General features: G+C 61.4%; 16 protein-coding genes. 8 read left to right on the top strand and 8 right to left on the bottom strand.

Annotated features, from left to right (window positions below; translation table 11 throughout):
• Positions 1 to 20 precede the first annotated feature (20 nt).
• Positions 21 to 2,117, top strand: coding sequence for a transketolase (tkt, locus tag HDE75_RS02555; protein ID WP_183676367.1), 2,097 nt, complete (start codon positions 21 to 23; stop codon positions 2,115 to 2,117).
• Between the two features lie 4 nt (positions 2,118 to 2,121).
• On the opposite strand, the gene tal is transcribed toward tkt, so the two are convergent.
• From tal to HDE75_RS02535, 4 genes are all read right to left on the bottom strand, one after another.
• Positions 2,122 to 3,195 carry a transaldolase gene (gene tal, locus HDE75_RS02550; RefSeq protein ID WP_183676368.1) on the bottom strand — a complete coding sequence of 358 codons (1,074 nt, stop codon included), beginning with the start codon at positions 3,193 to 3,195 and terminating at the stop codon, positions 2,122 to 2,124.
• Positions 3,196 to 3,240: 45 nt separating this feature from the next.
• Positions 3,241 to 4,284 carry a phosphogluconate dehydrogenase (NAD(+)-dependent, decarboxylating) gene (gene gnd, locus HDE75_RS02545; protein WP_183676369.1) on the bottom strand — a complete coding sequence of 348 codons (1,044 nt, stop codon included), beginning with the start codon at positions 4,282 to 4,284 and terminating at the stop codon, positions 3,241 to 3,243.
• An 87-nt stretch (positions 4,285 to 4,371) separates the two neighbouring features.
• Positions 4,372 to 5,421 (bottom strand): LacI family DNA-binding transcriptional regulator, encoded by a 1,050-nt coding sequence (locus HDE75_RS02540; RefSeq protein ID WP_183676370.1) that lies wholly within the window; start codon positions 5,419 to 5,421, stop codon positions 4,372 to 4,374.
• A 1-nt stretch (position 5,422) separates the two neighbouring features.
• Entirely contained in the window at positions 5,423 to 7,336 is a 1,914-nt protein-coding gene (locus HDE75_RS02535) for a glucokinase (RefSeq protein ID WP_183676371.1), read from the bottom strand.
• 323 nt (positions 7,337 to 7,659) lie between these two features.
• Here HDE75_RS02535 and HDE75_RS02530 point away from each other — a divergent pair, with 323 nt between their 5' ends.
• The 5 genes from HDE75_RS02530 to HDE75_RS02510 all read left to right on the top strand — a co-directional run bounded on the left by HDE75_RS02530 (position 7,660) and on the right by HDE75_RS02510 (position 13,423).
• Positions 7,660 to 8,967, top strand: a complete 1,308-nt coding sequence (locus HDE75_RS02530) for a maltoporin (protein WP_183676372.1) — start codon at positions 7,660 to 7,662, stop codon at positions 8,965 to 8,967.
• A 222-nt stretch (positions 8,968 to 9,189) separates the two neighbouring features.
• Complete coding sequence (locus tag HDE75_RS02525) at positions 9,190 to 10,443, top strand: ABC transporter substrate-binding protein (RefSeq protein WP_183676373.1); 1,254 nt, start codon at positions 9,190 to 9,192, stop codon at positions 10,441 to 10,443.
• A 108-nt stretch (positions 10,444 to 10,551) separates the two neighbouring features.
• Complete coding sequence (locus HDE75_RS02520) at positions 10,552 to 11,436, top strand: carbohydrate ABC transporter permease (protein WP_183676374.1); 885 nt, start codon at positions 10,552 to 10,554, stop codon at positions 11,434 to 11,436.
• Positions 11,433 to 12,302 (top strand): carbohydrate ABC transporter permease, encoded by an 870-nt coding sequence (locus tag HDE75_RS02515; RefSeq protein WP_183676375.1) that lies wholly within the window; start codon positions 11,433 to 11,435, stop codon positions 12,300 to 12,302. Before HDE75_RS02520 ends, HDE75_RS02515 begins: the two co-directional genes overlap by 4 nt.
• An 11-nt stretch (positions 12,303 to 12,313) precedes the next feature.
• Positions 12,314 to 13,423 carry an ABC transporter ATP-binding protein gene (locus tag HDE75_RS02510; RefSeq protein ID WP_183676376.1) on the top strand — a complete coding sequence of 370 codons (1,110 nt, stop codon included), beginning with the start codon at positions 12,314 to 12,316 and terminating at the stop codon, positions 13,421 to 13,423.
• Positions 13,424 to 13,495: 72 nt separating this feature from the next.
• Here the strand turns inward: HDE75_RS02510 and HDE75_RS02505 are convergent, their stop codons facing one another.
• A complete protein-coding gene (locus HDE75_RS02505) occupies positions 13,496 to 15,142 on the bottom strand; it encodes a ParB/Srx family N-terminal domain-containing protein (RefSeq protein ID WP_183676377.1) in 1,647 nt (548 codons plus the stop codon).
• A 203-nt stretch (positions 15,143 to 15,345) separates the two neighbouring features.
• On the opposite strand from HDE75_RS02505, the gene HDE75_RS02500 reads away from it, so the two are divergent.
• Both HDE75_RS02500 and HDE75_RS02495 read left to right on the top strand, forming a co-directional pair.
• Complete coding sequence (locus HDE75_RS02500) at positions 15,346 to 16,731, top strand: alpha/beta hydrolase family protein (RefSeq protein ID WP_183751066.1); 1,386 nt, start codon at positions 15,346 to 15,348, stop codon at positions 16,729 to 16,731.
• A 157-nt stretch (positions 16,732 to 16,888) separates the two neighbouring features.
• Positions 16,889 to 17,821, top strand: coding sequence for an alpha/beta hydrolase (locus HDE75_RS02495; RefSeq protein ID WP_183676379.1), 933 nt, complete (start codon positions 16,889 to 16,891; stop codon positions 17,819 to 17,821).
• 20 nt (positions 17,822 to 17,841) lie between these two features.
• On the opposite strand, the gene HDE75_RS02490 is transcribed toward HDE75_RS02495, so the two are convergent.
• The 3 genes from HDE75_RS02490 to HDE75_RS02480 form a co-directional block, all read right to left on the bottom strand.
• Positions 17,842 to 18,927 (bottom strand): DUF5694 domain-containing protein, encoded by a 1,086-nt coding sequence (locus tag HDE75_RS02490; protein WP_183676380.1) that lies wholly within the window; start codon positions 18,925 to 18,927, stop codon positions 17,842 to 17,844.
• Between the two features lie 116 nt (positions 18,928 to 19,043).
• Positions 19,044 to 20,066 (bottom strand): ParB/Srx family N-terminal domain-containing protein, encoded by a 1,023-nt coding sequence (locus HDE75_RS02485; protein ID WP_183676381.1) that lies wholly within the window; start codon positions 20,064 to 20,066, stop codon positions 19,044 to 19,046.
• A 22-nt stretch (positions 20,067 to 20,088) separates the two neighbouring features.
• Positions 20,089 to 21,312 carry a hypothetical protein gene (locus HDE75_RS02480; protein ID WP_183676382.1) on the bottom strand — a complete coding sequence of 408 codons (1,224 nt, stop codon included), beginning with the start codon at positions 21,310 to 21,312 and terminating at the stop codon, positions 20,089 to 20,091.
• Between the last annotated feature and the right edge of the window lie 17 nt (positions 21,313 to 21,329).

Below are 21,329 nucleotides of genomic sequence, written 5' to 3'. Positions count from 1 at the left end.
GCGCCACCAGGGAGTCATAAATGAACGCACCGCTTTCCGCTTCAGCGCTTGATCAACAAAGTGTCGATGCCCTGCGTTTTTTGGCGATCGACACCGTCCAGCAAGCCAATAGCGGCCATCCGGGCTTGCCGCTCGATGCCGCACCGATGGCCTATATCTTGTGGACCCGCCTGCTCAAGCATGATCCGGATGACCCGCAATGGTTCGACCGCGACCGCTTCGTGCTGTCGGCCGGCCACGGCTCGGCCTTGCTATACAGCCTGCTGCATTTGACCGGTTACGCGCTGCCCATGGAACAGATGCGCCAGTTTCGCCAGTGGGGCAGCATCACGCCCGGCCATCCCGAGCGGGGCTTGACACCTGGCGTCGAACTGACGACCGGGCCGCTGGGCCAGGGTTTCGCCAACGGTGTCGGCATGGCGATGGTTGAAGCCCATCTGGCGGCGCGCTTCAACCGCGAAGGCCACACGGTGATCGATCACTACACCTACGCTCTGGTCAGCGATGGCGACCTGATGGAGGGTGTGGCGGCCGAAGCCGCCTCGCTGGCGGGCCATCTGCAACTCGGCAAGCTGATTTATCTGTATGACGACAACAACGTCACCTTGTCGGCGGGTACCGACATGACCTTCAGCGAAGACCGCGCGGCCCGTTTTGCCGCTTATGGCTGGCATACGCACACTGTGGCCGACGGCAATGATCTGGAAGCGCTGGAACAGGCGCTGCGCGCTGCCCGCGCTGAAACCTTGCGCCCCTCGCTGATACTGGTGCGTACCCATCTCGGTTATGGCTCGCCCAAGCAGGATAGTTTCGAGGCCCACGGCTCGCCCTTGGGCGAGGAAAACGTGAGACTTACCAAGCGCAAGCTGGGCTGGCCGGAAGAGCCGCCGTTTTATGTGCCCGACGCCGTGCGCGAGCACTTCCTGGCGCTGGGCCAGGGCGGCCGGCGTGAACATGCGGCGTGGCAACAGCGGCTCGATGATTACGAGCGCGCCTATCCTGAGCTGGCGCTGGCATTGCGGCAGCTGATGCAGCCAGGCGGCTGTGCCTTGCCCGATGGCTGGGATGCAGGAATCCCAGCGTTTCCAGCCGACGCCAAGGGCATGGCCACGCGCAGCGCATCCGGCCTGGTAATGAATGGCGTCGCCGCGCATCTGCCGGCGTTGATAGGCGGTTCGGCCGACCTCGATCCATCGACCTATACGGCGCTGAAAGACACCGGCGACTTCCAGCCGCCGGCCCTGCTTGCACCCGATCGCCAGGGATCGAACGGCGGCGACTGGAATTATGCGGGCCGCAACCTGCATTTCGGCGTGCGCGAACATGCGATGGCGGCGATCTCGAATGGCATCGCTGCGCATGGTGGCGCGATCCCGTTCTGCGCCACCTTTCTGATTTTTTCCGATTACATGCGTCCGTCGATACGGCTGGCTGCCCTGATGGAGCTGCGTGTGGTCTTCGTCTTCACGCACGACAGCATCGCCCTGGGCGAAGATGGTCCGACGCACCAGCCGATAGAACAACTGGCTAGCTTGCGCGCGATTCCGCGCCTGATCGTGATACGGCCCGCCGACGCGAATGAAACGGCGTATGCCTGGCGGGTGGCGCTGCAATCGCGCGAGCAACCGGTGGCGCTGGCCCTGACGCGCCAGCATTTGCCCACCCTGGACCGCAGCAAATACGCACCGGCCGAAGGCTTGCTGCGCGGTGCTTATGTATTGTCTGGCGCGGCTGGCGGCAAGGCGCAAGTGCTGCTGATCGCCAGCGGTTCGGAAGTGACCCTGGCGCTGGCCGTGCAAGAGGCGCTGGCGCTGCGCAAGGTGTTCGCCAGCGTGGTGTCGATGCCGAGCTGGGAATTGTTCGATGCGCAGCCGCAGGACTATCGCGATACGGTATTGCCGCCAGCGTTAACGGCGCGCCTGGCGATCGAGGCCGGCGTTTCTCAGGGCTGGCACCGCTATATCGGTGATCACGGCGATGTGATCGCAATCGATACTTTTGGCGCGTCGGCCCCGGGTGATGTGCTGATGCAGCATTACGGCTACACGGTCGAGAATGTTTGCCAGCGCGCCCAGGCTCTGCTGGGCGACCAGGCGCCAGCAGGCCAGGGCGGTTAATCTGCTACCTGTTGATCTTGCTGCGCTTGCTATCGAGTACTTTCAGTAATGCGTGCCAGGAGGTGGCGAACGCTTCGGCGCCATCGTCCTGCAGTTGCTGCGCCAGCGCATCGAGGTCGATGCCGGCAGCTTCGAAGGCGGCCAGGGTCTGCTCGGCGTCGCCGCCATCGGCCGGCATGCTGCCGCTGACGACGCCATGGTCGGCAAAGGCCAGCAGGGTTTTTTCCGGTATGGTATTGATGGTGTTCGGTGCGGCCAGCGCCTGCAGGTACAGCACGTCGGAGGCGCTTTTATCCTTGGTGCCGGTCGAGGCCCACAGCAAACGCTGCGGCCGCGCACCGGTTTCGGCCAGATGGCGCCAGCGACGTGAGGCCAGCAATTCCCGGTAGGCGTGATAGGTACGCCGGGCAACGGCGATGCCGAGGCGGTTGCGCAATTCGGCCGGTACCTTTTCAGCCACAGCCGCGTCCCAGCGGCTGACGAACAGTGACGCCACGGAAGCAATCGCCGGATCAAGTCCCGCTTCGAGGCGGCGCTCGACGCCACGCAGATACGCTTCGGCAGCAGCCTGGTACTGCGCGCAAGAAAACAGCAAGGTGACGTTGACCGGGATGCCTGCAAAGATCGATTCTTCGATCGCCAGCAAGCCGGCCGGCGTGCCGGGAATCTTGATGAACAGGTTGGGCCGGTCGGCCTTGGCATGCAGTTCGGCGGCGATGCGTATCGTTGCCTGCGCGTCGTGCACCAGCACTGGCGATACTTCCAGCGAGACCCAGCCATCGGCGCCGTCGCTGGCGTCGAAATCCGGGCGGAACAGGTCGGCGGCGCGGCGCAAGTCGTTTAGCGCCAGGTCGAAGAACAGCGCTTCGCCCGATTGTTCATTATTGTCAGCGATGGCCGTATCGTAGAACGCCGTATCGGCCAGCGCATGCTGGTAAATCGTGGGATTCGAGGTCAGGCCGGTAATGGCCAGTTCGCGCCGGTAGCGCTCCAGGGTCCCGTCGTCGAGCAGGCCGCGCGTGATGTTGTCCAGCCACAGGCTCTGGCCCATTTCATGCAAATTGATCGCTGCGTTCATGGTGGTGTACTCCTGTTGGTTGGGCCGCTTGCGCATGCCCATTGATCATGTATTTCGCTTGGGTGGTGCTGCTCCCTGTTCCAGGTGGCCGCCGAAACCCTGGCGCATGGCCGACAGCAATTTGTCGGCATAGTCGGCCTGGCCGCGCGAGCCGAAGCGTGCAAACAGGGCAGCGCTCAGGATGGGGGCGGGCACGGCTTCATCGATGGCGGCGTTGAGGGTCCAGCGTCCTTCGCCGGAATCGGCGACTCTGCCTGCATAACCGTCCAGTGAGGGATCGCGCAGCAGGGCGGCGGCGGCCAGGTCCAGCAGCCACGAACTGACGACGCTGCCGCGCCGCCACAGTTCCGCGATCTCGGGCAAGTCCAGCGTATATTGGTAAAACTCGGGATGCTCGAGCGGCGCCGTTTCGGCATCGGCGTGGGCACTGTCGTGATGCAGGCCGGCGTCGGCGTGGCGCAGGATATTGAAGCCTTCGGCAAAAGCGCCCATGATGCCGTACTCGATACCGTTATGGACCATCTTGACGAAGTGGCCAGCGCCGTGCGGGCCGCAATGCAGATAGCCTTGTTCGGCGCCTCCGGCAGTCGCGCCGCGCCGGCCCGGGGTGCGCGGAGCGGAGGCGCTGTCCGGAGCCAGGGTGGCAAACAGTGGTCTCAGGTGATCAACCACCTCTGCTTCGCCGCCTATCATCAGACAATAGCCACGCTCAAAGCCGGCTACGCCGCCGCTGGTGCCGACGTCGACGTAGCGCAGCTGGCGCGGGCGTAATTCTGCGGCGCGGCGGATGTCGTCGCGGTAGTAGGAATTGCCGCCATCGATGATGATATCGCCGGGCGACAGCAGCGGTGTCAAGCTGGCCAGCGCCGCATCGACCGCGCCTGCCGGCACCATCAGCCACAGCACGCGCGGCTGCACCAGCATGCCGATCAACTCTTCAGGCGTCGCCGCAGTGCTGACACCGGGTCCGGCGATGGCCGCCCGCGCTTCTGCGTGCGTATCATAGGCAACACATTCGTGACCGCCCGCGCACAGGCGGCGCAGCATATTGGCGCCCATGCGCCCCAGGCCTATCATTGCAAATTGCATGGTGTGTATCTCCGCGGCTCGCTGAAGAACTCACCATGCGCCCTGTGGCCGTGGCGGTCTGTGCGCAGGCGCACGCATGGGACAAAGTCAGGGGGCTACGCCTGACGAGGCGCGCACCATCAGCGTAAATTCCATCAGCTGATGGGTGGTGGCGGCTGTTTCGCCTGCGCGGCGCTGGCGTATTTCATCGATTACCAGTTGCACGGCGGCGCGCGCCATGTCGGCGATCGGCTGGTGGATGGTGGTCAGTTCGGGCCAGACGGTGGTGGCCACGGGTGTGTTGTCGAAGCCGCAAACGCTTAATTGTTGCGGCACCTGCAGTCCCATGCCGTGCGCCACGGCCAGGGTGGCGGCCGCCATGTCGTCATTGCTGGCGAAGATGGCGGTCGGCAGGGTGTCCGCGCCAAGCAGCTCACGCGCCGCGTCCAGCCCTGAACGGTAGGTAAAATAGCCTTGCGCCAGGCGCCGGGCGTCCACTTTCAGCCCGGCGTCGCGCATGGCGTCTTCGAAGGCCTGGCGTCGCAGCAGCGCCGGCGTGTGTGCGGGATCGCCTTCGATAAAGCCGATGTCGCGGTGGCCCTGGGCGATCAGATATTGTGTCATGGCCAGTGCGCCCTGGTAATCGTCGATGCGCACGGCCGATACGCCAGGCGCGGGGCGGGCGGTCGCGACCGCAATGGCCGGCACGCCCATCTGGTTCAATTGCGCCAGCACTTCGGTCGAATCGCATAGCGGCGGCGGTACCAGGATACCGTCCACGCCCGCTTCCACCAGGCAGGCGATGGCGCTGCGCTGGCTGGCCAGGTCGTCGCAGCGCTCCAGCAGCAGTTGGCCGCCGCCCTGGCGGCATTGATCCATGGCGCCGACCAGAAATTCGCTGAGAAAGGCGGCGCTGGGGTTGCTGTATAAAAGGCCGATGCGCAAGGTGCCGGTGCGGGCCGCCCGGGCCGCCAGGTTGGGCTGGTAGCGCAGCGCGGTGATCGCTGCTTCCACCTTGTTGCGTGTCACGGCGCTGACGCTGGCGCGCCCATTGATTACGCGCGACACCGTCATGGCTGACACGCCAGCCATGCGCGCCACGTCGTGCACGGTGGCGTCACCGGCAGCATCGGGGCGCGGAGGAGTGGAGGCGCTCATCTTATTCGAGGTGGCCGCCGAATTTCAGCTTGCCGCTGATGCGCATGCCGTGCAACTGGCCTTCTTCCAGCTGGGTGGCGCTGGTGCGCTGGGCCGTATCGCGCCGCGCCAGTCCCACCGACAGGATATCGAGCATCATCAGCTGCAGCAGGCGCACGATCATCGGCACGAAATTCAGATTGCCTTCCGGATGGTTCAGTGTCAGCAGCACGTCGGCCAGCTTGGCCAATGGTGAACCGCTGGCCGTAATGGCCAGTATGCTGGCGCCGCAGGCTTGCGCCACCTTCACCGTGCGCAGCAGGTCGGGCAGGCTGCCCGAGCGTGAGATGACCAGTGCCACATCGCCCGGCTTGAGCATGGCGGCGCTCATTTCCTGCGCTTGCTGGTCGGTAAAAAAGCTGCTGATGATGCCCAGATTGAGCAGCTTTTGCTGCATGTCGTCGGCCACCACGCGGGCGCTGCCCACGGCCAGCAATTCCACGCGCTGCGCGCCGCGCAAGAGGTCGATGGCGGTCGTCAGGGCCTTTACGTCGAGCATGTCGCGCAGGCCCAGCGCGGCCGAGGCGTTATTGCCCAGCACCTTGCGCGCCAGTTCGGCGTCGGAGTCCGATATCTCCACATGGCAGTGCGATACCGTGATGGCGCCGCCCGTCAATCCCGAGGCCAGCTTGAGCTTGAAATCGGCCAGGCCCTGCACGCCGATCGAACGGCAAAAGCGCATCACGGTCGGCTGGCTGACGCCTACGCGCTGGGCGATTTCAGCAATCGGCAAGGTCAGCATCGCGTTCGGTTCTTTCAGTACCCAGTCGGCTACCTTGCATTCCGATGGACTCATGCGGCCGCGCGCCTGGCGTACCGATTCGAGCACGGGCGAGCCGGAATTGGCGCGCTTGAGCTTTTGCGCCAGGATGGCGGCAATGCCGAGGAAAGTCGGCAGTTCGGCCGTGATCAGAAAGGTGGGAATCTGCGCCAGGTATTCGTTCAGCCGGCCCTTCTGTTCGAAGCGCGCGCGGAACTGCGATTGTTCAAACAGTGGCCCCAGGCGCGGCACGATGCCGCCGCCGATATAGATGCCGCCCAGCGCACCCAGGGTCATGGCCACGTTGCCGGCGATGGAGCCGAGGATGGCGCAAAAGCAGTCCACCGCTTCCAGGCAGATTTCGCATTCATTACTCAGGGCGCGGCTGGTGATTTCGGCGGCCGGCAGCGGCTGCACGTCGTGCCGGCCGGCCCGTTCGGACAGGGCGCGGTAGATCAGTTCCAGGCCGCGGCCTGAAGCTAAGCGTTCGGCCGAAACATGCGGCAATTCGCGCCAGGCATACGACAGCACATCCATCTCGCGCTGGTCGCAGGGCGCGAAGCTGACATGGCCACCTTCGCTACCGAGCGCGATCCAGCGGTCTTCTGCGGGGATCATGCCCGATACGCCCAGGCCCGTGCCCGAGCCGAGCAAGCCGATCACGCTGTCGGCGCGGGCCATGCCGCCGCCGATCTGCAGGCGCTGGTCGGCGCGCAGATAGGGCAGGGCCATGGCCAGCGCCGTGAAGTCATTGACCACCAGCAGCGTGTCGAGGCCCAGCGCGGCGCGCATTGCCTCGATCGAGAAGAACCAGTGGTGGTTCATCATGCGGATGGTGTCATCGTCGATCGGATTGGCAATCGCGATGGCGGCATGGCGCACGCGCGCCGAACCGGCAGCGCGCGCCTCGGCGCTCATCATATAGGCATTGATGGCGTCGAGCAGCGAGGCGTAATCGTCGCAGGGCAGCACGGCCACCGCTTCCAGATGGCCCTGCCGTGTTTCGAGTACGAAGCGGGCATTGGTGCCGCCGATATCGGCCAGCAGACGCGGCCCATCGCTGAAGCGTTCGGCCGGGTCGCTGCCCGGTATCTCTATTTTTTCATCAATTCTCATGGCGTAGCTGTTGTCTCATATGCGTGCGCCGTCGTTGCGGCGCAACTGTCGTTATGGGCGAAAACCAAGGATTTTAATTCGTATACGGTAAGCGTGCCAAAAATTCACCTCCCTGTTTCAGACCGACCGATGGTGTGGATGGATGCCTGTTCCATGAAAAAAGAACAGGCAAATAAAGTGTCTCAGAGTAGTCGTAGGATTACAACATAATATGTTGATATTTGTTCGTAGTATAGTTACTATGTCCCTGCTGGAAAGAATTCTGGCCAGTAAATTCGGCCACGAATTACTAGATAAAAAATAAATTACTGAGGAGACTTACCATGCTGCATCGCACCATGTTGAAGGCCGCATTGAAATCGCTGCCTGCTGCCATCGTTTTAGCTATCGCCAGCGGTACCGTTGCTGCCGACCCCATGTTCCCAAGTGACTCAGAAGGTTTCCACGGCTACCTGCGCGCGGGCGCCGGCAGCACGACCGCTGACGGCGGCGGCCCACAAAGCTGCTACGGTCTGGGCGGCAACACCACGAAATATCGCCTCGGCAATGAGTGCGATGCCTACACGGAATTCGGTTACACCAAAGCCATCGCCAAGTCAGACAACGTGACCTATATGGCCACCTTGTGGGTCAACGCTTTTGCTCCTACGTCGGACTTCGGCGACCGCAAGGTCGGCATCGTCAAGGCCTACGTCGAAGCACAAGGCCTCGATGCGCTCGCTGGCGGCACGGCTTGGGTCGGTAAACGTTTCTACTACCGTCCTGACATCCATATGCTCGATACGCAGTACATCAACATGAACGGTACTGGTGCCGGTCTGGATCGTATCGGCAACTTTGGCCCAGGCAAGCTGTCCTATGCCTTCTTCAAGGACAACGACGTCACCAACACCTTCACCGACCCGGTCACGAACAAGACCACCGTCAGCACGCAGTCGGCCGTACGCCAGAACTTGATCTACGGTGAAATTCCTGTGAACGTGAACGGTACGCTCGATATCGCCGGCACCTTCATCAGCGGCCAGGGTAAAAACAACGATGGCCTGGGCGAGCGCCACAATGGCTGGCAATTGTCGGCCTTCCACCGTCAATCGAAAGTCTGGGGCGGCGGTAACACCTTCGGCGTGCAATACGGCGTCGGTCCTGGTATCGGCGGCGCCAGCAACGGCCAGTTCGGCGCATCGGGCAGCACCCTGTTCGGCTCCGACGTGAAACGCACGCGTGTGTTCAATGATATGGCGATCCAGCCACTGTGGAATTTCGGCATGGAATTCGTGGCCCTGTGGCAAAAAGACCAATCGAACGCGACCGGTTCTTCCGTCTGGACCACGGTTGGTGTGCGCCCTGTCTACGCACTGACCAACAACTTCAAGCTGGTGGCCGAACTGGGTACGGACCGCGTCACGCAAGAGAACGGCCCGGCCAAGCGCCTGACCAAAATCACCTTTGCACCGACGCTGTCGGCAGGTCCTGGCCTGTGGTCGCGTCCTGAATTGCGCGCCTTTGTCACCTACGGCAAATGGAACGATGCAGCGACCGCTTCGGTCAATGCCAACAACAATTCGGGTCCTGTGTATAACAACAATACCAGCGGCACCTCGTACGGCTTCCAGGTCGAGACCTGGTTCTAAGTACCCCGGCGCATCCCGATGGATGCGCTTTTTGGCGTCGCTCCACCATATGATTTATTATGCAACTCTGTCATGGATTGCGGCGCCGACTGTCGACTGATGCGCCTGCCCGTTTGTGTACGGGCAGGTGCGCAAGAGCGCCGATACAGGCGCATTTTTCACCTTGTTCGGCCTGCTGTGCCGAAGCCCCTAAAAGCTTGATCAAAAAAAGGATATGTGGAGATGAAACTGAAATTCAAGATCACCCAACTGGCAGCACTGACAACCCTGGCGTTCGCCGGTAACGCTTTTGCGACCGACGTCGAAGTGCTGCACTACTGGACCTCGGGCGGCGAAGCCAAGTCCGTGGGTCAATTGCAACAGATCGTCAAGGAAAGCGGCTTTGGCTGGAAAGACTTCGCCGTGGCTGGCGGCGCTGGCGAAAACGCCGCGACCGCACTGAAAACCCGCGTCATTTCGGGCAATCCTCCGACCGCCGCCCAGATCAAGGGCCCATCGATCCAGGAATGGGGCGCTGAAGGCGTGCTGGCCAATATCGACGACGCCGCCATTCCAGGCAAATGGGATGCCGTGCTGCCGAAAGTAGTCGCCGACATCATGAAATACAAAGGCCATTACGTCGCCGCGCCGGTCAACGTCCACCGCGTCAACTGGATGTGGGTCAACCCGGAAGTGCTGAAAAAAGCTGGCGTCACCACGATTCCAACCACCTGGCCAGCCTTCTTCGAAGCGGCTGACAAGGTCAAGAAATCGGGCGCCATCGCGATTGCGCACGGTGGCCAGCCATGGCAGGACGCCACCGTGTTTGAATCGGTCGCGCTGGGCGTGGGCGGCACCGAATTCTACAAAAAAGCCATCCTCAAGCTGGACCAGAAAGAACTGACCGGCCCGACCATGATCAAGGTGTTCGACACCCTGGGCAAAGTCAAGACCTACATCGACAAGGATGCACCAGGCCGCGACTGGAACCTGGCCACCGCCATGGTCATCAACAACAAGGCAGCTTTCCAGTTCATGGGCGACTGGGCCAAGGGCGAGTTCACTGCCGCTGGCAAAGTACCGGGCAAGGATTACCAGTGCGTCGCCGCACCAGGTACCGACAAAGCCTACACCTTCAACATCGATTCGTTTGCCATGTTCACGCAAAAGGATGCGAATGCGAAGAAAGGGCAGATCGCCCTGGCCAACGCCATCATGAATCCGAAGTTCCAGTCGATCTTCAACTTGAACAAGGGTTCCATCCCTGTGCGTTCGGGTGTGTCGCGTGACAAGTTCGATGCTTGCGCCATCAAGTCGATGGACGACATGGACGCGACCAACAAGACTGGCGCGCTGGTGCCATCGTTTGCCCACGGCATGGCTTTGCCATCGGCAACCCAGGGCGCGATCTTTGACGTGATCGCCAAGTTCATGAACACCAACATGAGCTCGAAAGACGCGGTTGCCGAGCTGGCCAAAGCGGCAAAAGTGAAGTAATCACGACGGCGCCGGCCTCACCGCCGGCGCTTTCTGCATCACCGCAGGCTATCGCCCGGCGCCTGCCAGCGCGATAGCCACACGCAGTTCTACTTCTACGGCTGTCTTATGTCCCTACGCAAGCATTTTGACCGATGGATACCACAGATGGTGCTGGGCCCGACGCTCATCGCCAGCCTCATATTCGTCTATGGTTTCATTATTTTGACCGGTTGGCTATCGCTGACCGAATCGCGGCTGCTGCCGAACTACGAGTTCGCCGGCCTGGTGCAATACTACGAACTGTTCGGCAATGAGCGCTGGTGGACCTCGCTCAAGAACCTGGGCATTTTCGGTTTCCTGTTCATCGGTTGCAGCATCGTGATTGGCCTGTTCCTGGCCATCCTGCTGGACCAGAAAATCCGCGCCGAAGGCGCGCTGCGCGCCATCTATCTGTACCCGATGGCGCTGTCCTTCATCGTTACCGGTACTGCCTGGAAGTGGATGCTGAACCCCAGCCTGGGTCTGGAAAAAGTCATGCACGACTGGGGCTGGACGTCATTCACCTTCGACTGGCTGGTCAACTCCGACATGGCCATCTACACGGTGGTGATCGCCGGCGTGTGGCAATCGTCGGGCTTCGTGATGGCGCTGTTCCTGGCCGGTCTGCGCGGCATCGACGATGAAATCATCAAGGCGGCGCAAGTCGATGGCGCCTCCCTGCCGACCATTTACTGGCGCATCGTGATTCCGGCCATGCGGCCCGTGTTCTTCAGCGTGCTGCTGATCCTGGCGCATATCGCCATCAAGAGTTTTGACCTGGTCATTGCACTGACGGCCGGCGGACCTGGCAATTCGTCTTCCGTACCCGCCATCTTCATGTACCAGTTTTCCTTCACCCGTGGCCAGCTGGGCCTGGGCTCGGCATCGGCAATGATGATGCTGGCCACCATCGTGGCCGTGCTGGTGCCGCTGATGTACCTGGAAACGCGCAGCGCAAAGGCGATGAGATGACACCTACAAGAAATAACCGACTCACCCTGGGACGGGTGGTTTTATACCTGCTGCTGATTCTGTTCGCGGTGTACTACATCGTGCCGCTGTACGTAACGTTGTCGACGTCGTTCAAGTCGCTCGATGAAATCCGTAGCGGCAACCTGCTGGCACTGCCGCAAGTGTGGCAATTCGACTCCTGGGCCAAGGCCTGGGATTCCGCCTGCACCGGCGTGACTTGCGACGGCATGCAGCCGTTCTTCTGGAACTCGATCAAGATGGTGATACCGGCCGTGCTGATCTCGACCTTCCTGGGCGCCTTCAACGGCTATGTGTTTGCGCACTGGCGTTTCCGTGGTTCGGAAGTGCTGTTCGCCGGCTTGCTGGTGGGCTGCTTCATCCCGTTCCAGGTGGTGATCCTGCCGATGGCCCAGTTGCTCGGTAACTTCGGCCTGGCCAATACCACCACCGGCCTGGTGTTCGTGCACGTGGTGTACGGTACGGCTTTCACCACGCTGTTCTTCCGTAACTACTATATCGGCGTGCCGGAAGAATTGATCAAGGCGGCCCGTATCGACGGCGCCGGCTTCTTCCTGATCTTCCGCAAGATCGTGCTGCCGATCTCGGGCCCGATTTTCGTCGTCTGCATCATCTGGCAGTTCACGCAGATCTGGAACGACTTCCTGTTCGGTATCGTCTTCGCCAGCGGCGATTCGCAACCGATCACGGTGGGCTTGAACAACCTGGTCAACACGTCTACCGGCGTGAAGGAATACAACGTCAACATGGCGGCCGCGGTGATTGCCGCGCTGCCTACCCTGCTGGTCTACATGGTCGCAGGCCGTTATTTTGTGCGCGGCCTGACCGCGGGCGCAGTCAAAGGTTAAGGAAATACTACATGTCCAGTTTATCGATACGCAGCATCCGCAAGGTGTACACCAACGGCGTCGAAGTCTTGAAAGGCATCGACATCGAGATCAAGGATGGCCAGTTTCTGATCCTCGTCGGCGGCTCCGGCTCCGGCAAATCGACCCTGCTCAATATGGTGGCAGGCCTGGAAAGCGTCACTTCGGGCGAGATCCTGATCGACGGCAAGGTCGTCAATGACTTGCCACCGAAGGACCGCGACATCGCCATGGTGTTCCAGTCCTACGCGCTGTATCCGTCGATGACGGTGCGCGAGAATATCGCCTTCGGCCTGAACGTGAAGAAGGTGCCCAAGCACGAGCAGGAAGAAATCGTTGCCCGCGTCGCTGAAACCCTGCAGATCACGCATTTGCTGGACCGCCGCCCTGCGCAATTGTCGGGCGGCCAGCGTCAGCGCGTAGCCATGGGGCGTGCCATTTCGCGCAAGCCTTCGCTGTTCCTGTTCGATGAACCGCTGTCGAACCTGGACGCCAAGCTGCGTGTGGAAATGCGCGCCGAAATCAAGCTGCTGCACCAGCGCCTGAAGGCCACCATCGTCTACGTCACGCATGACCAGATCGAAGCGATGACCATGGGCGACCTGATCGCCGTGATGAAGGATGGGGTGGTGCAGCAACTGGGCACGCCGCAAGACATCTACGACAATCCGGCCAATCTGTTTGTGGCAGGCTTCATCGGTTCGCCATCGATGAATTTCATCACGGTGAAACCTGTGATCGAAGGCAGCGAAGTATTTGTCGGCATTGAAAACGCGGGTAACAACCTGCGCCTGAAGCTGCCATTCGAAGCTGAAAAGCTGCGCGCCTATGTGGGCCGCGACGTGATCCTGGGCGTGCGCCCGGAGCAGATCACCGACACCAGCAGCGCGCATGGCGACGTGGGCCAGGAACTGGGCTGCCTGGTCGACCTGGTCGAACCGACCGGTCCCGATACCTTGCTGACGACGCGTTTGAATGGCGCAGCCGTGACTTGCCGCACGCATCCGCGCGAAGCCGTCAAGCCTGGCCAATCGATGCAGCTGTCGTTCAACCTGTCGAAGGCAGCGATGTTTGATCCGGCCAATGGCGAACGTATCGCCTAAGCTGCTGAATCAATCAAAAAAGCCCGCTTATCGTCACGATAAGCGGGCTTTTTTACATAGCAGCGCCGGATTTTATTTTGCCAGCGATTTCTTGTATGCGATGGCGTAGGTCAGCTTGCCCGTCGGCGTGACCAGGTCATCCAGCGCGGCCTGGTTGAAAACGCCGCTCCAGCCCAGACTGGCTGCCGTCATGCCGCTGCTGACGATATCGGTCTTTTGCAGCGCTGCCATGGCTTTCGAGGCCGTCGTAATGGCGGCCATATAGCTCGTTACATCGCTGGTATCGACTTTGGACATATCGACCACCGGCTTGTTGCGCAGCCAGTCGCCCCAGTAAAACTCCAGAAATTCCGTCGATGGCGTTGGCACGATGTAGCCGGCGTCGCGCGTGAAGTAGACCAGCGAGCGGTAAGCGTCGTTGCCCAGCGATTTCAGGCCGATGGCGGCCGGCAGCTGGCTGGTGGCGATGGCCTTGTTGCTGCCATCTTTCAGCCAGACCTTGTTGGCCTTCTTCATCTGCGCCCAGAAATCGTATTCACTGAGATTGCTGAAGTTGTCGGTCACCTTGACCCACACTTTCAGCTGGTGGTTCTGGCCATTGTCGGCATCCCAGAAGCTGGTGAAGGTATGGTGGCCATCGGTCAGGTAGAGCGTGCCGTTCGGGCCGATCACGACCGTCTTCATGTCGCCAAGGCTGCTGCCCACTGCCGACTTGCACTGGAAGCTGGCGGGTGGATTGGACAGGGTGGCGCCGGCTACGTTGGCTGTTTTGGTCAGCACGTCGCTCTGGCCGTTCGCTTCGCACAGGTCGGCGAATTTTTTCGGCTTGTTGGTCTTGGCCATGACCAGGTCTTCTGCGCCGTAGCGGCCCAGCTTGTAGTAAATCTGGTCGTAGCCGATGGCCGGCTGCGTAGGGTGCAATTCATCGAGCGACACTTGCAGGAAGACCGGGGCGGCATCTGTGCCGGCAGCCATGGCGGCCAGCGCCTGCTGGCGCGCGTTGAGCATGGGCGGCGTTTCCAGCACGCTCTTGCCGGTGGCGATCGGTGCACCGCCGCCAACGATCTGCGCCACGATGCTGCCACTGGCGTTCAGAATATCGATGTCGGCGCCATTCTGCCTGACTTGCACATTGTCCAGCAGGATGTCGGCCGGATCCTTGCTGCTTGGCGTCAAAGGACCGTTCACGAAGTCATAGTTAGTGGCCATGCCCAGGGTTTGCAGCGGCGCCGCCAGTGCCGTTGCCAGCTGGGTTTGCGCCGTTTGCAGCTTGCCGGCATCGATGGCTGCCAGGGTGGCGGCTGGCGCGCTGGTCGGCGTGGCGCCCAGCAATTGCATGGCGATCACGGAGGTCAGCGGTGTCAGGTTGATGTTTTTTTCGCTCAGGGAGACCGAGTACAAGGTGGCGCCGGCGGGCGTCGTACCGGTGATCAGGAAGGGCGCTTTTGCCGTGGCGCTGATGGCCACATTGATCTTGCCGCTGGCGTCCGTCGCGCTGAAGCCGACCTTGGTCTGGGTAGCGTCGTATACATTGATGACGCTGCCAGCGAGCGCCTTGCCGGTGGCGGCCACGATGCTGACGATGCGCGCCGGCGCGACAGGGGCTGCTGCGCTGCCCGGCGTATCGCTGCCGCCGCAAGCTGTCATGCCAGCGCCCAGCGCCAGGGCCAGCGAAATCGATAAGGTCGTGCGGCGCATGGCGCGTTGAGCTTGAAACATGGTTCTCCCGTAGTGTCTTTGCAAAAATGGCAGTATGCTAACGGGTAAATATGTCTGGCTGATGACATGCGCACAGGGCTGCCGCTTTCATGACCAGAAACCGGTCATTCGTGACAGTCCGGGCGCCGTTCGCCGCTTGATGCGGCGTCGTACTCAAGGTTCACTTAAGGTGGGCAATCGCTATCAATGGAAGCTGTAAAAAAATGATGAAAAAAATGGTAGGTGGCCTGTTGGCCATGGCGGCAATCGGTACGGCCTTGCCTGCCTGCGCCGAGGATGCGCAAGGACAGTGGAGCGGCGCGATAGGCGGCGAACTGGCCGTGGTGCTGAACGTGAGCAAGGCCGATAACGGCAGCTGGCAAGCGACCTTTGCCAGTCCCAGCCAGGGTTTCTCGACCACGGTGGAACAGTTTGCCAGCGATGCTACGCATCTCAGTTTTTCCATCGCCAGGCTGAACGCCAGTTACAAGGCAACCTGGGACGAACAGGCCAGGGCATGGGCCGGCAGCTGGACCCAGGGCCGCGCAGCACCACTCAATTTGAAACGCGCCAGCGCTGCCAGCGTAGCCAGCCTGCAGCCGCGGCGTCCGCAGGAAGAATCGATAGTGGCGACAGCGCTGCCGTATGACAGCCGGGAAGTGCGCTTTGCCAGCGCTGGCGCCACATTGGCCGGTAGCCTGACCTTGCCCAAGGGGGCAGGGCCATGGCCGGCGGTGGTGCTGGTGCATGGTTCCGGCCCCAATACCCGCGACCAGGATGTGTTTGGACACAAGGTATTGTTGGTGCTGGCCGATTATCTGACACGGCAGGGCATCGCGGTGCTGCGCTATGACAAGCGCGGCGTGGGCGAGTCCAGGGGAGATTATGCATCGGCCACGACGCTCGATTTTGCAGACGACGCGCAGGCGGCCGTCGCCTTTCTGCGCACCCGGCCCGAAATCGAGACCCGTCGTATCGGCATGGTGGGGCATTCCGAGGGCGGCTTGATTGCGCCCATGGTGGCGGCGCGCGATCCGCAAGTAGGCTTTGTCGTGATGATGGCCGGCCCTGGCGTGCGCGGTGAATTATTGATGGTCGAGCAGATGGCCCTCAGTGCCGAAGCGGCAGGTATCGCTGCAGACAGGGTCGCCGGGCAGCGCAAGCTGTACCAGGCGCTGTTTGCCGCTATCGTTGCCGAGCCCGATGTAGAGCAGGCCAGGCGCAAGGCGACGGCCATGCTCCAACGGGCCGAAGATGATGGCGTGATGCCTCACGGCGTGGCGGCGCCGATGGTGAAACAGTTCACCAATCCGTGGTTTCGTACCTTCTTCAAGCTGGAACCTGGCCCGGCCTTGCGGGCCATGGACCAGCCGGTGCTGGTGCTCAATGGCGAGCTGGATCGCCAGGTACCGCCCAAACTGGATCTGGATGCGATCCGCACGGCACTGGCCAGCAATCCGCGCGCGGTGATCAGGGAACTGCCCAAACTGAACCACTTGTTCCAGACCGCCACCACGGGCGCGGCGAGTGAATACGCGCAGATCGAGGAAACACTGGCGCCGTCAGCGCTGGCCCTGACCGGCGACTGGATACGCAGTCAGGTTCAGTAGGCTGAGGAGGCATCGGCAATGCACCCTGGCGTTTGATCAGCAGATATGCTTGCGATGATTGTCGCCTCAGAGTAGAAGCCGCTTCCCCATTCATTTCGCTACGATGTTCCTGCTCGCCAATCAGGCGTCGAACACTTTGAAATGAATGGGATACAGCATGCTGACGACACAAACCAGGCAATTTATCGATCAATGGAACGCCATTTCCAATCAAGTGGGAATGGCCTTGATGAACCCGGCGGACGCTGGCGCGATGGCGGCAGTGCGCACGGCCTATAACGCGGTGCTGGCGCAAAACCTGCCGCCAGAGGATGTTACGGTGGAGGCGGTCACGCTGGGCGGCGTGCCGGGCCTGATGATAGTGCCGGTGCAGCTGACCAGCGACGCCGTGGCCGTGTATATCCATGGCGGCGCGTATCTGGTGGGCGACCCGTCGTCGTATCTGGGCATAGGCGGCAACTATGCCAAGGCGCTGGGCGCCAGGGTGTATCTGCCGGCCTACCGGCTGGCGCCCGAACATCCTTTTCCTGCTGCCATCGACGATACCTTGCAGTTTTATGCAGGCTTGCTGCAATCGGGTATCGCTGCCAATAAAATCGTGCTGATCGGCGAGTCGGCCGGTGGCGCGCTGACGGTGACGGCTATGGTAGCGGCCAGGGAGCAGGGCTTGCCGCTGCCGGCCGCTGGCGTGGCGATTTCACCGTGGGCCAATTTGCAGCATACGGGTGCGTCGATGGTCACGCGCGATGGCGTCGATCCGACCGTGTCAAAAGCGGGACTCGATATCATGGCGGGCTTTTTCCTCGCTGGCGAGGCGGCAGATGCACCGCTGGCGTCGCCTGTGTTTGCCAATGTGACAGGGTTGCCGCCCATTATGATACAAATCGGCGAATCCGAAGTCATGCTCAGCGACGCCTTGCGCCTGGCCACCCACCTGGCCGAAAGCGGCGTGCGGGTGACGCTGGAATCCTGGCCGGGCATGTTCCACGCCTGGCATTTTGTGGCCGCGCATCAGCCCGAATCGCAGGCGGCGCTGCACAGCAGCGTGGCCTTTATCGCCAGCGCACTCGATGCCGCCGCTATTGCCTGACAGGGCGGCCCGGCCGGAAATCAACGCAAGGTGTTGTCGGTAGGGACGACGCGCACGTCGTGCATCTGGTTCAGATATGCTTCCAGATAGCCTTTATGCGAAGCGCCGACGATGACCAGAGTGCGAATGCCGGGCCGTGGCGTCATCACTTCGCGGATATTGGCAGCCATGCGCAAATTGCGCACTTCCCAATACGCGACGTATTGTCGGCCGTAATGCCTGGGCGACGATTCTTCCAGCGCGGCGCCGAAATCGCTGCGGAAAGTCAGGTCGGCCATGCCGTGCTGGTTCAGGACGCGGTACATGGACAATACGCCAGATGGTGACGTCAATTCCTTGTTTGCTTCCATGCCGAGTCGTTTGCGTTCCGCTGAGGCCGGGTTATTCCAGGCTTTCATGACGGCTTCGCTGGAAGCTTTCTGATCACTTGGATCAGCATCAGGCATATCGGCCGTATGGTCATCCATGGCATAGACGCGCTCGTGCCCACTTTTTGCCGCGAGGATAGCGGAAATCAGCGAGTCTTCATTGCGCCGCTCGCGCAGCTTGTTGAGGATGCTCGCCAAGTCGTCGTTCAAACCATCGCCTGCGTGTTGTTCGCCGGCCGGCAGGCGTAGCCATTGCACGAGTGCCGAGGTGCGTTCACCGGCAGCCAGGAACAGCGCAGCGAGCTTGCGGCGTTGTGCGGGCGATGGCGATGCTGGCCAGCTAGCTAGCATGCGTTCCGCTTCAACATTGGCCGCGATCACGTCGAGTCCGGTTGCGGTATTGGCCGGGGCAGGGTCCCAGCAATAGGATTTGATCGTGTCGCTATAGCGTTGCGGGTAGCTGCGCAGATAAGCGCATTGCAGGCCGGAGACTGCTTCGATGGCGATGGCCTGGGGTTTCCACTCTGCCAGGCGGTCGATCAAGCCATTCAGGTTAGCCCCGTCGAACGACTTCGGCAGTTGCGACAGGTGGGCGGTGCCCAGCACCATCACTTCATTGATCTGTCCGTTTTGCAGCTTGTATGCACCGGGATGAAAGTCTGGAACAGTGGTGGTGGCTGCGACTGCCTGGCTTGCTGACAGGGCGGCAAAAATAATGCTGGCGACAAGACGGCTCATCGATACTCCTGGATTGGTTAGCATTTAATTATAACCATCGCAGGGAGAGTGCCGGGGCTGGCGTAAGCTTTATCCAGCCCCTTGTGCTTGCTTACAACATTTGCCATCCATCGCCATCAGCGTGCCAGTCCGCGCCGCCAGGCGATGGCGTAGTTCAACTTGCCTTTCTTGCCTGTCAGCTCATCGAGCTCTTCGCGGTCGACCTTGTCCATCGCGCCCAGGGTGGCTGCGCTCTTGCCATTGCTGACGATGGCGTTCTTGTCGAGCGCGACCATCGCTTGCGCGGCCGTGAGGATGGCCGAGCTGTAGCTGGCGGCATCGTTCAGCTGATAGTCGCTCAGCTTCAGCACGTTACGCAGCCAGTCGGCCCAGTAAAACTCGAGGAATTCGGCCGCTTGCGACGGCGGCTCGTAGCCGATCTCGCGCGTGAAATATACGAGCGCACGGTAGGGATCGTCACCCAGTGAACCGAGGCCTATGCTAGCCGGCAATTGCTGTGGCGTGATAGGCCGGTTCTTGCCATCCTTGAGCCAGACCTTGTTTTCCTTTTCCATGCGGGACCAGAACGCCGGTTCGCTGAGCTGGCTGTAATTGTCGCTGACCTTGACCCATACCTTTAACTGATGGTTACGGCCATTGTCGGCATCCCAGAAGGTCGACAGCGTGTGGTGGCCGTCGGTCAGGTACAGCTTGCCTTGCGGTCCGATGACCACCGTTTTCATATCCTTGGGACGGCTGCCGACCGCCGCCTTGCAGCGGTAGCCGGGCGGCGGCGCGCTCAGGGTGGCGCCTGCCACATTGGCCGTGCCGGGCAGCACATCACCCTGGCCATTGGCTTCGCACAGGTCGGAAAATTTCTTGGGTTTCGCGATGTCGGCGATCTGCTTGTCTTCGGCCGCATAACGGCCCAGCTTGTAATACACCTGGTCGTAGCCGATGGCCGGCTGCGTGGGGTGCAGTTCATCCAGGCTCACTTGAAGGATGCGTGGGTGGGCCGCGTTGCCGATCACGGTGGACATCAGCGCTTGCTGGCGCGCGCTCAGCGGCGTATCGTCGCGCGCGGCTGCCGGCGCCAGCAGGGCCGCCTGGCATGCCACGGTGAACAGCAGGGTAAGGCTTGCTCTCTGGTATATGCTCATGCGGTGCCCTTTTATCAGATGATCAGGTCAACAGATCGCTGGGTACGCGTGGCGACGACATCAGGTCGCGAAAGGCCGACCAGTGCGCTTCACGTGTATTTCCCTGGCGCTCGACATAGGCTTTCGCCATGTCTTGCCCCAGATTGTAATTGATGACGTATGCGCCCATCGCGTCATAGAATTGCAAGCGTTGCGCCGATTTTTCCGCTGGATACAAACGCACATTGACCAGCCATTCCATCGCCTCTTCACGAGTCAGTATGCCTTGCAGATACTGGCGCGCGATGTCGTTGTCAGCATAACTGAGTTTGGCCAGCAAGCGGTTCAGCTGCGCGTAGCGGGGCGCCAGCGCCGGGTCCAGGCCAGCCAGCGGATACAGCACCTGCTGCTCGAAGTCCAGCCGCTCGGCATCTGTAAAGCTCAGTTCGATGCCGTAATTGGCCGTGCCTTCGGCGATCAGCGATTGCGGCGAATACAGGGGGTAGATGCAATATTCTACCCAGCCCTTGGCGCGCACCAGGTCGCGTTCCAGCAGCACATTGTAGACGTGGTGGCCGGGATAGGCTTCGTGGCAGCCCAGGTCAACGGCGCGGTCTATGTACACGGGCAGATCCGTGTTGATCTGGATCACGCTTTGATAGTTGCCCTTGTACCAGTTGTAGCCGCTCCACGGTTTGTCGCTGACGAACTCCAGCACAAAATCCTCTTCTTCCGGCAAGGCGATATGGCGCAAGGTACGTTCGCGCCCCGCGCGGATGGCGGCGTCCATCACGGCGCGCAGCTTGGCAGCGGGAATGATCAGTTGCGCGCGGAAGGTGTTGACACGTTCGCTGACGGTGCCTGCGCCGGGCAGCAGGGCGTCGATCTCGGTCACCAGGTCTGCATAGTAGGCACGCTCGTGTTGGGGCGAGACGGCGTCGTACAGGCGCGCGCTTTCTTCGTCAAAATTGAAATGCTTGCCTTGCATTATTTCCACCCTGGCCAGCAGCGCCTGCAATTGCTTGTCCAGGTTCAAGGCGCGCAGGGCCAGTTCCTCTGGCAAGCCGTCACGTTTAGGCAGGAGCGCCAGCGCTGCCTGCGCGCCCGCGGTGATATCTTTCAGCTTCAGTTGCTGCGCCACCGCCTCGGCTTGCCATTCGGGCGGGCCATAATAGGCGTCGACATAGGAAGCGTCATGCTGGCCCATGGCCAGTACCAGTTTGACGTAGCGTTCAGCCACGCCGGCTATATCAGTGCTTGCGTTCAATGCGGTGTCCTTTGAGG

Source organism: Janthinobacterium silvisoli (assembly GCF_014200725.1).
Lineage (GTDB): Bacteria > Pseudomonadota > Gammaproteobacteria > Burkholderiales > Burkholderiaceae_D > Janthinobacterium.
Note: the sequence above shows the minus strand (reverse complement) of the source record. Positions and strands in the feature narration are given on the sequence as shown.

What these genes read in the sequence shown, in the direction of transcription:
- gnd (WP_183676369.1), bottom strand. Translation starts at nt 4,284, where the DNA reads ATGCAATTTGCAATGATAGGCCTGGGGCGCATGGGCGCCAATATGCTG.
- HDE75_RS02525 (WP_183676373.1), top strand. Translation starts at nt 9,190, where the DNA reads ATGAAACTGAAATTCAAGATCACCCAACTGGCAGCACTGACAACCCTG.
- tal (WP_183676368.1), bottom strand. Translation starts at nt 3,195, where the DNA reads ATGAACGCAGCGATCAATTTGCATGAAATGGGCCAGAGCCTGTGGCTG.
- HDE75_RS02505 (WP_183676377.1), bottom strand. Translation starts at nt 15,142, where the DNA reads ATGTTTCAAGCTCAACGCGCCATGCGCCGCACGACCTTATCGATTTCG.
- HDE75_RS02520 (WP_183676374.1), top strand. Translation starts at nt 10,552, where the DNA reads ATGTCCCTACGCAAGCATTTTGACCGATGGATACCACAGATGGTGCTG.
- HDE75_RS02510 (WP_183676376.1), top strand. Translation starts at nt 12,314, where the DNA reads ATGTCCAGTTTATCGATACGCAGCATCCGCAAGGTGTACACCAACGGC.
- HDE75_RS02485 (WP_183676381.1), bottom strand. Translation starts at nt 20,066, where the DNA reads ATGAGCATATACCAGAGAGCAAGCCTTACCCTGCTGTTCACCGTGGCA.
- HDE75_RS02515 (WP_183676375.1), top strand. Translation starts at nt 11,433, where the DNA reads ATGACACCTACAAGAAATAACCGACTCACCCTGGGACGGGTGGTTTTA.
- HDE75_RS02490 (WP_183676380.1), bottom strand. Translation starts at nt 18,927, where the DNA reads ATGAGCCGTCTTGTCGCCAGCATTATTTTTGCCGCCCTGTCAGCAAGC.
- HDE75_RS02540 (WP_183676370.1), bottom strand. Translation starts at nt 5,421, where the DNA reads ATGAGCGCCTCCACTCCTCCGCGCCCCGATGCTGCCGGTGACGCCACC.
- HDE75_RS02500 (WP_183751066.1), top strand. Translation starts at nt 15,346, where the DNA reads ATGATGAAAAAAATGGTAGGTGGCCTGTTGGCCATGGCGGCAATCGGT.
- HDE75_RS02495 (WP_183676379.1), top strand. Translation starts at nt 16,889, where the DNA reads ATGCTGACGACACAAACCAGGCAATTTATCGATCAATGGAACGCCATT.
- tkt (WP_183676367.1), top strand. Translation starts at nt 21, where the DNA reads ATGAACGCACCGCTTTCCGCTTCAGCGCTTGATCAACAAAGTGTCGAT.
- HDE75_RS02535 (WP_183676371.1), bottom strand. Translation starts at nt 7,336, where the DNA reads ATGAGAATTGATGAAAAAATAGAGATACCGGGCAGCGACCCGGCCGAA.
- HDE75_RS02530 (WP_183676372.1), top strand. Translation starts at nt 7,660, where the DNA reads ATGCTGCATCGCACCATGTTGAAGGCCGCATTGAAATCGCTGCCTGCT.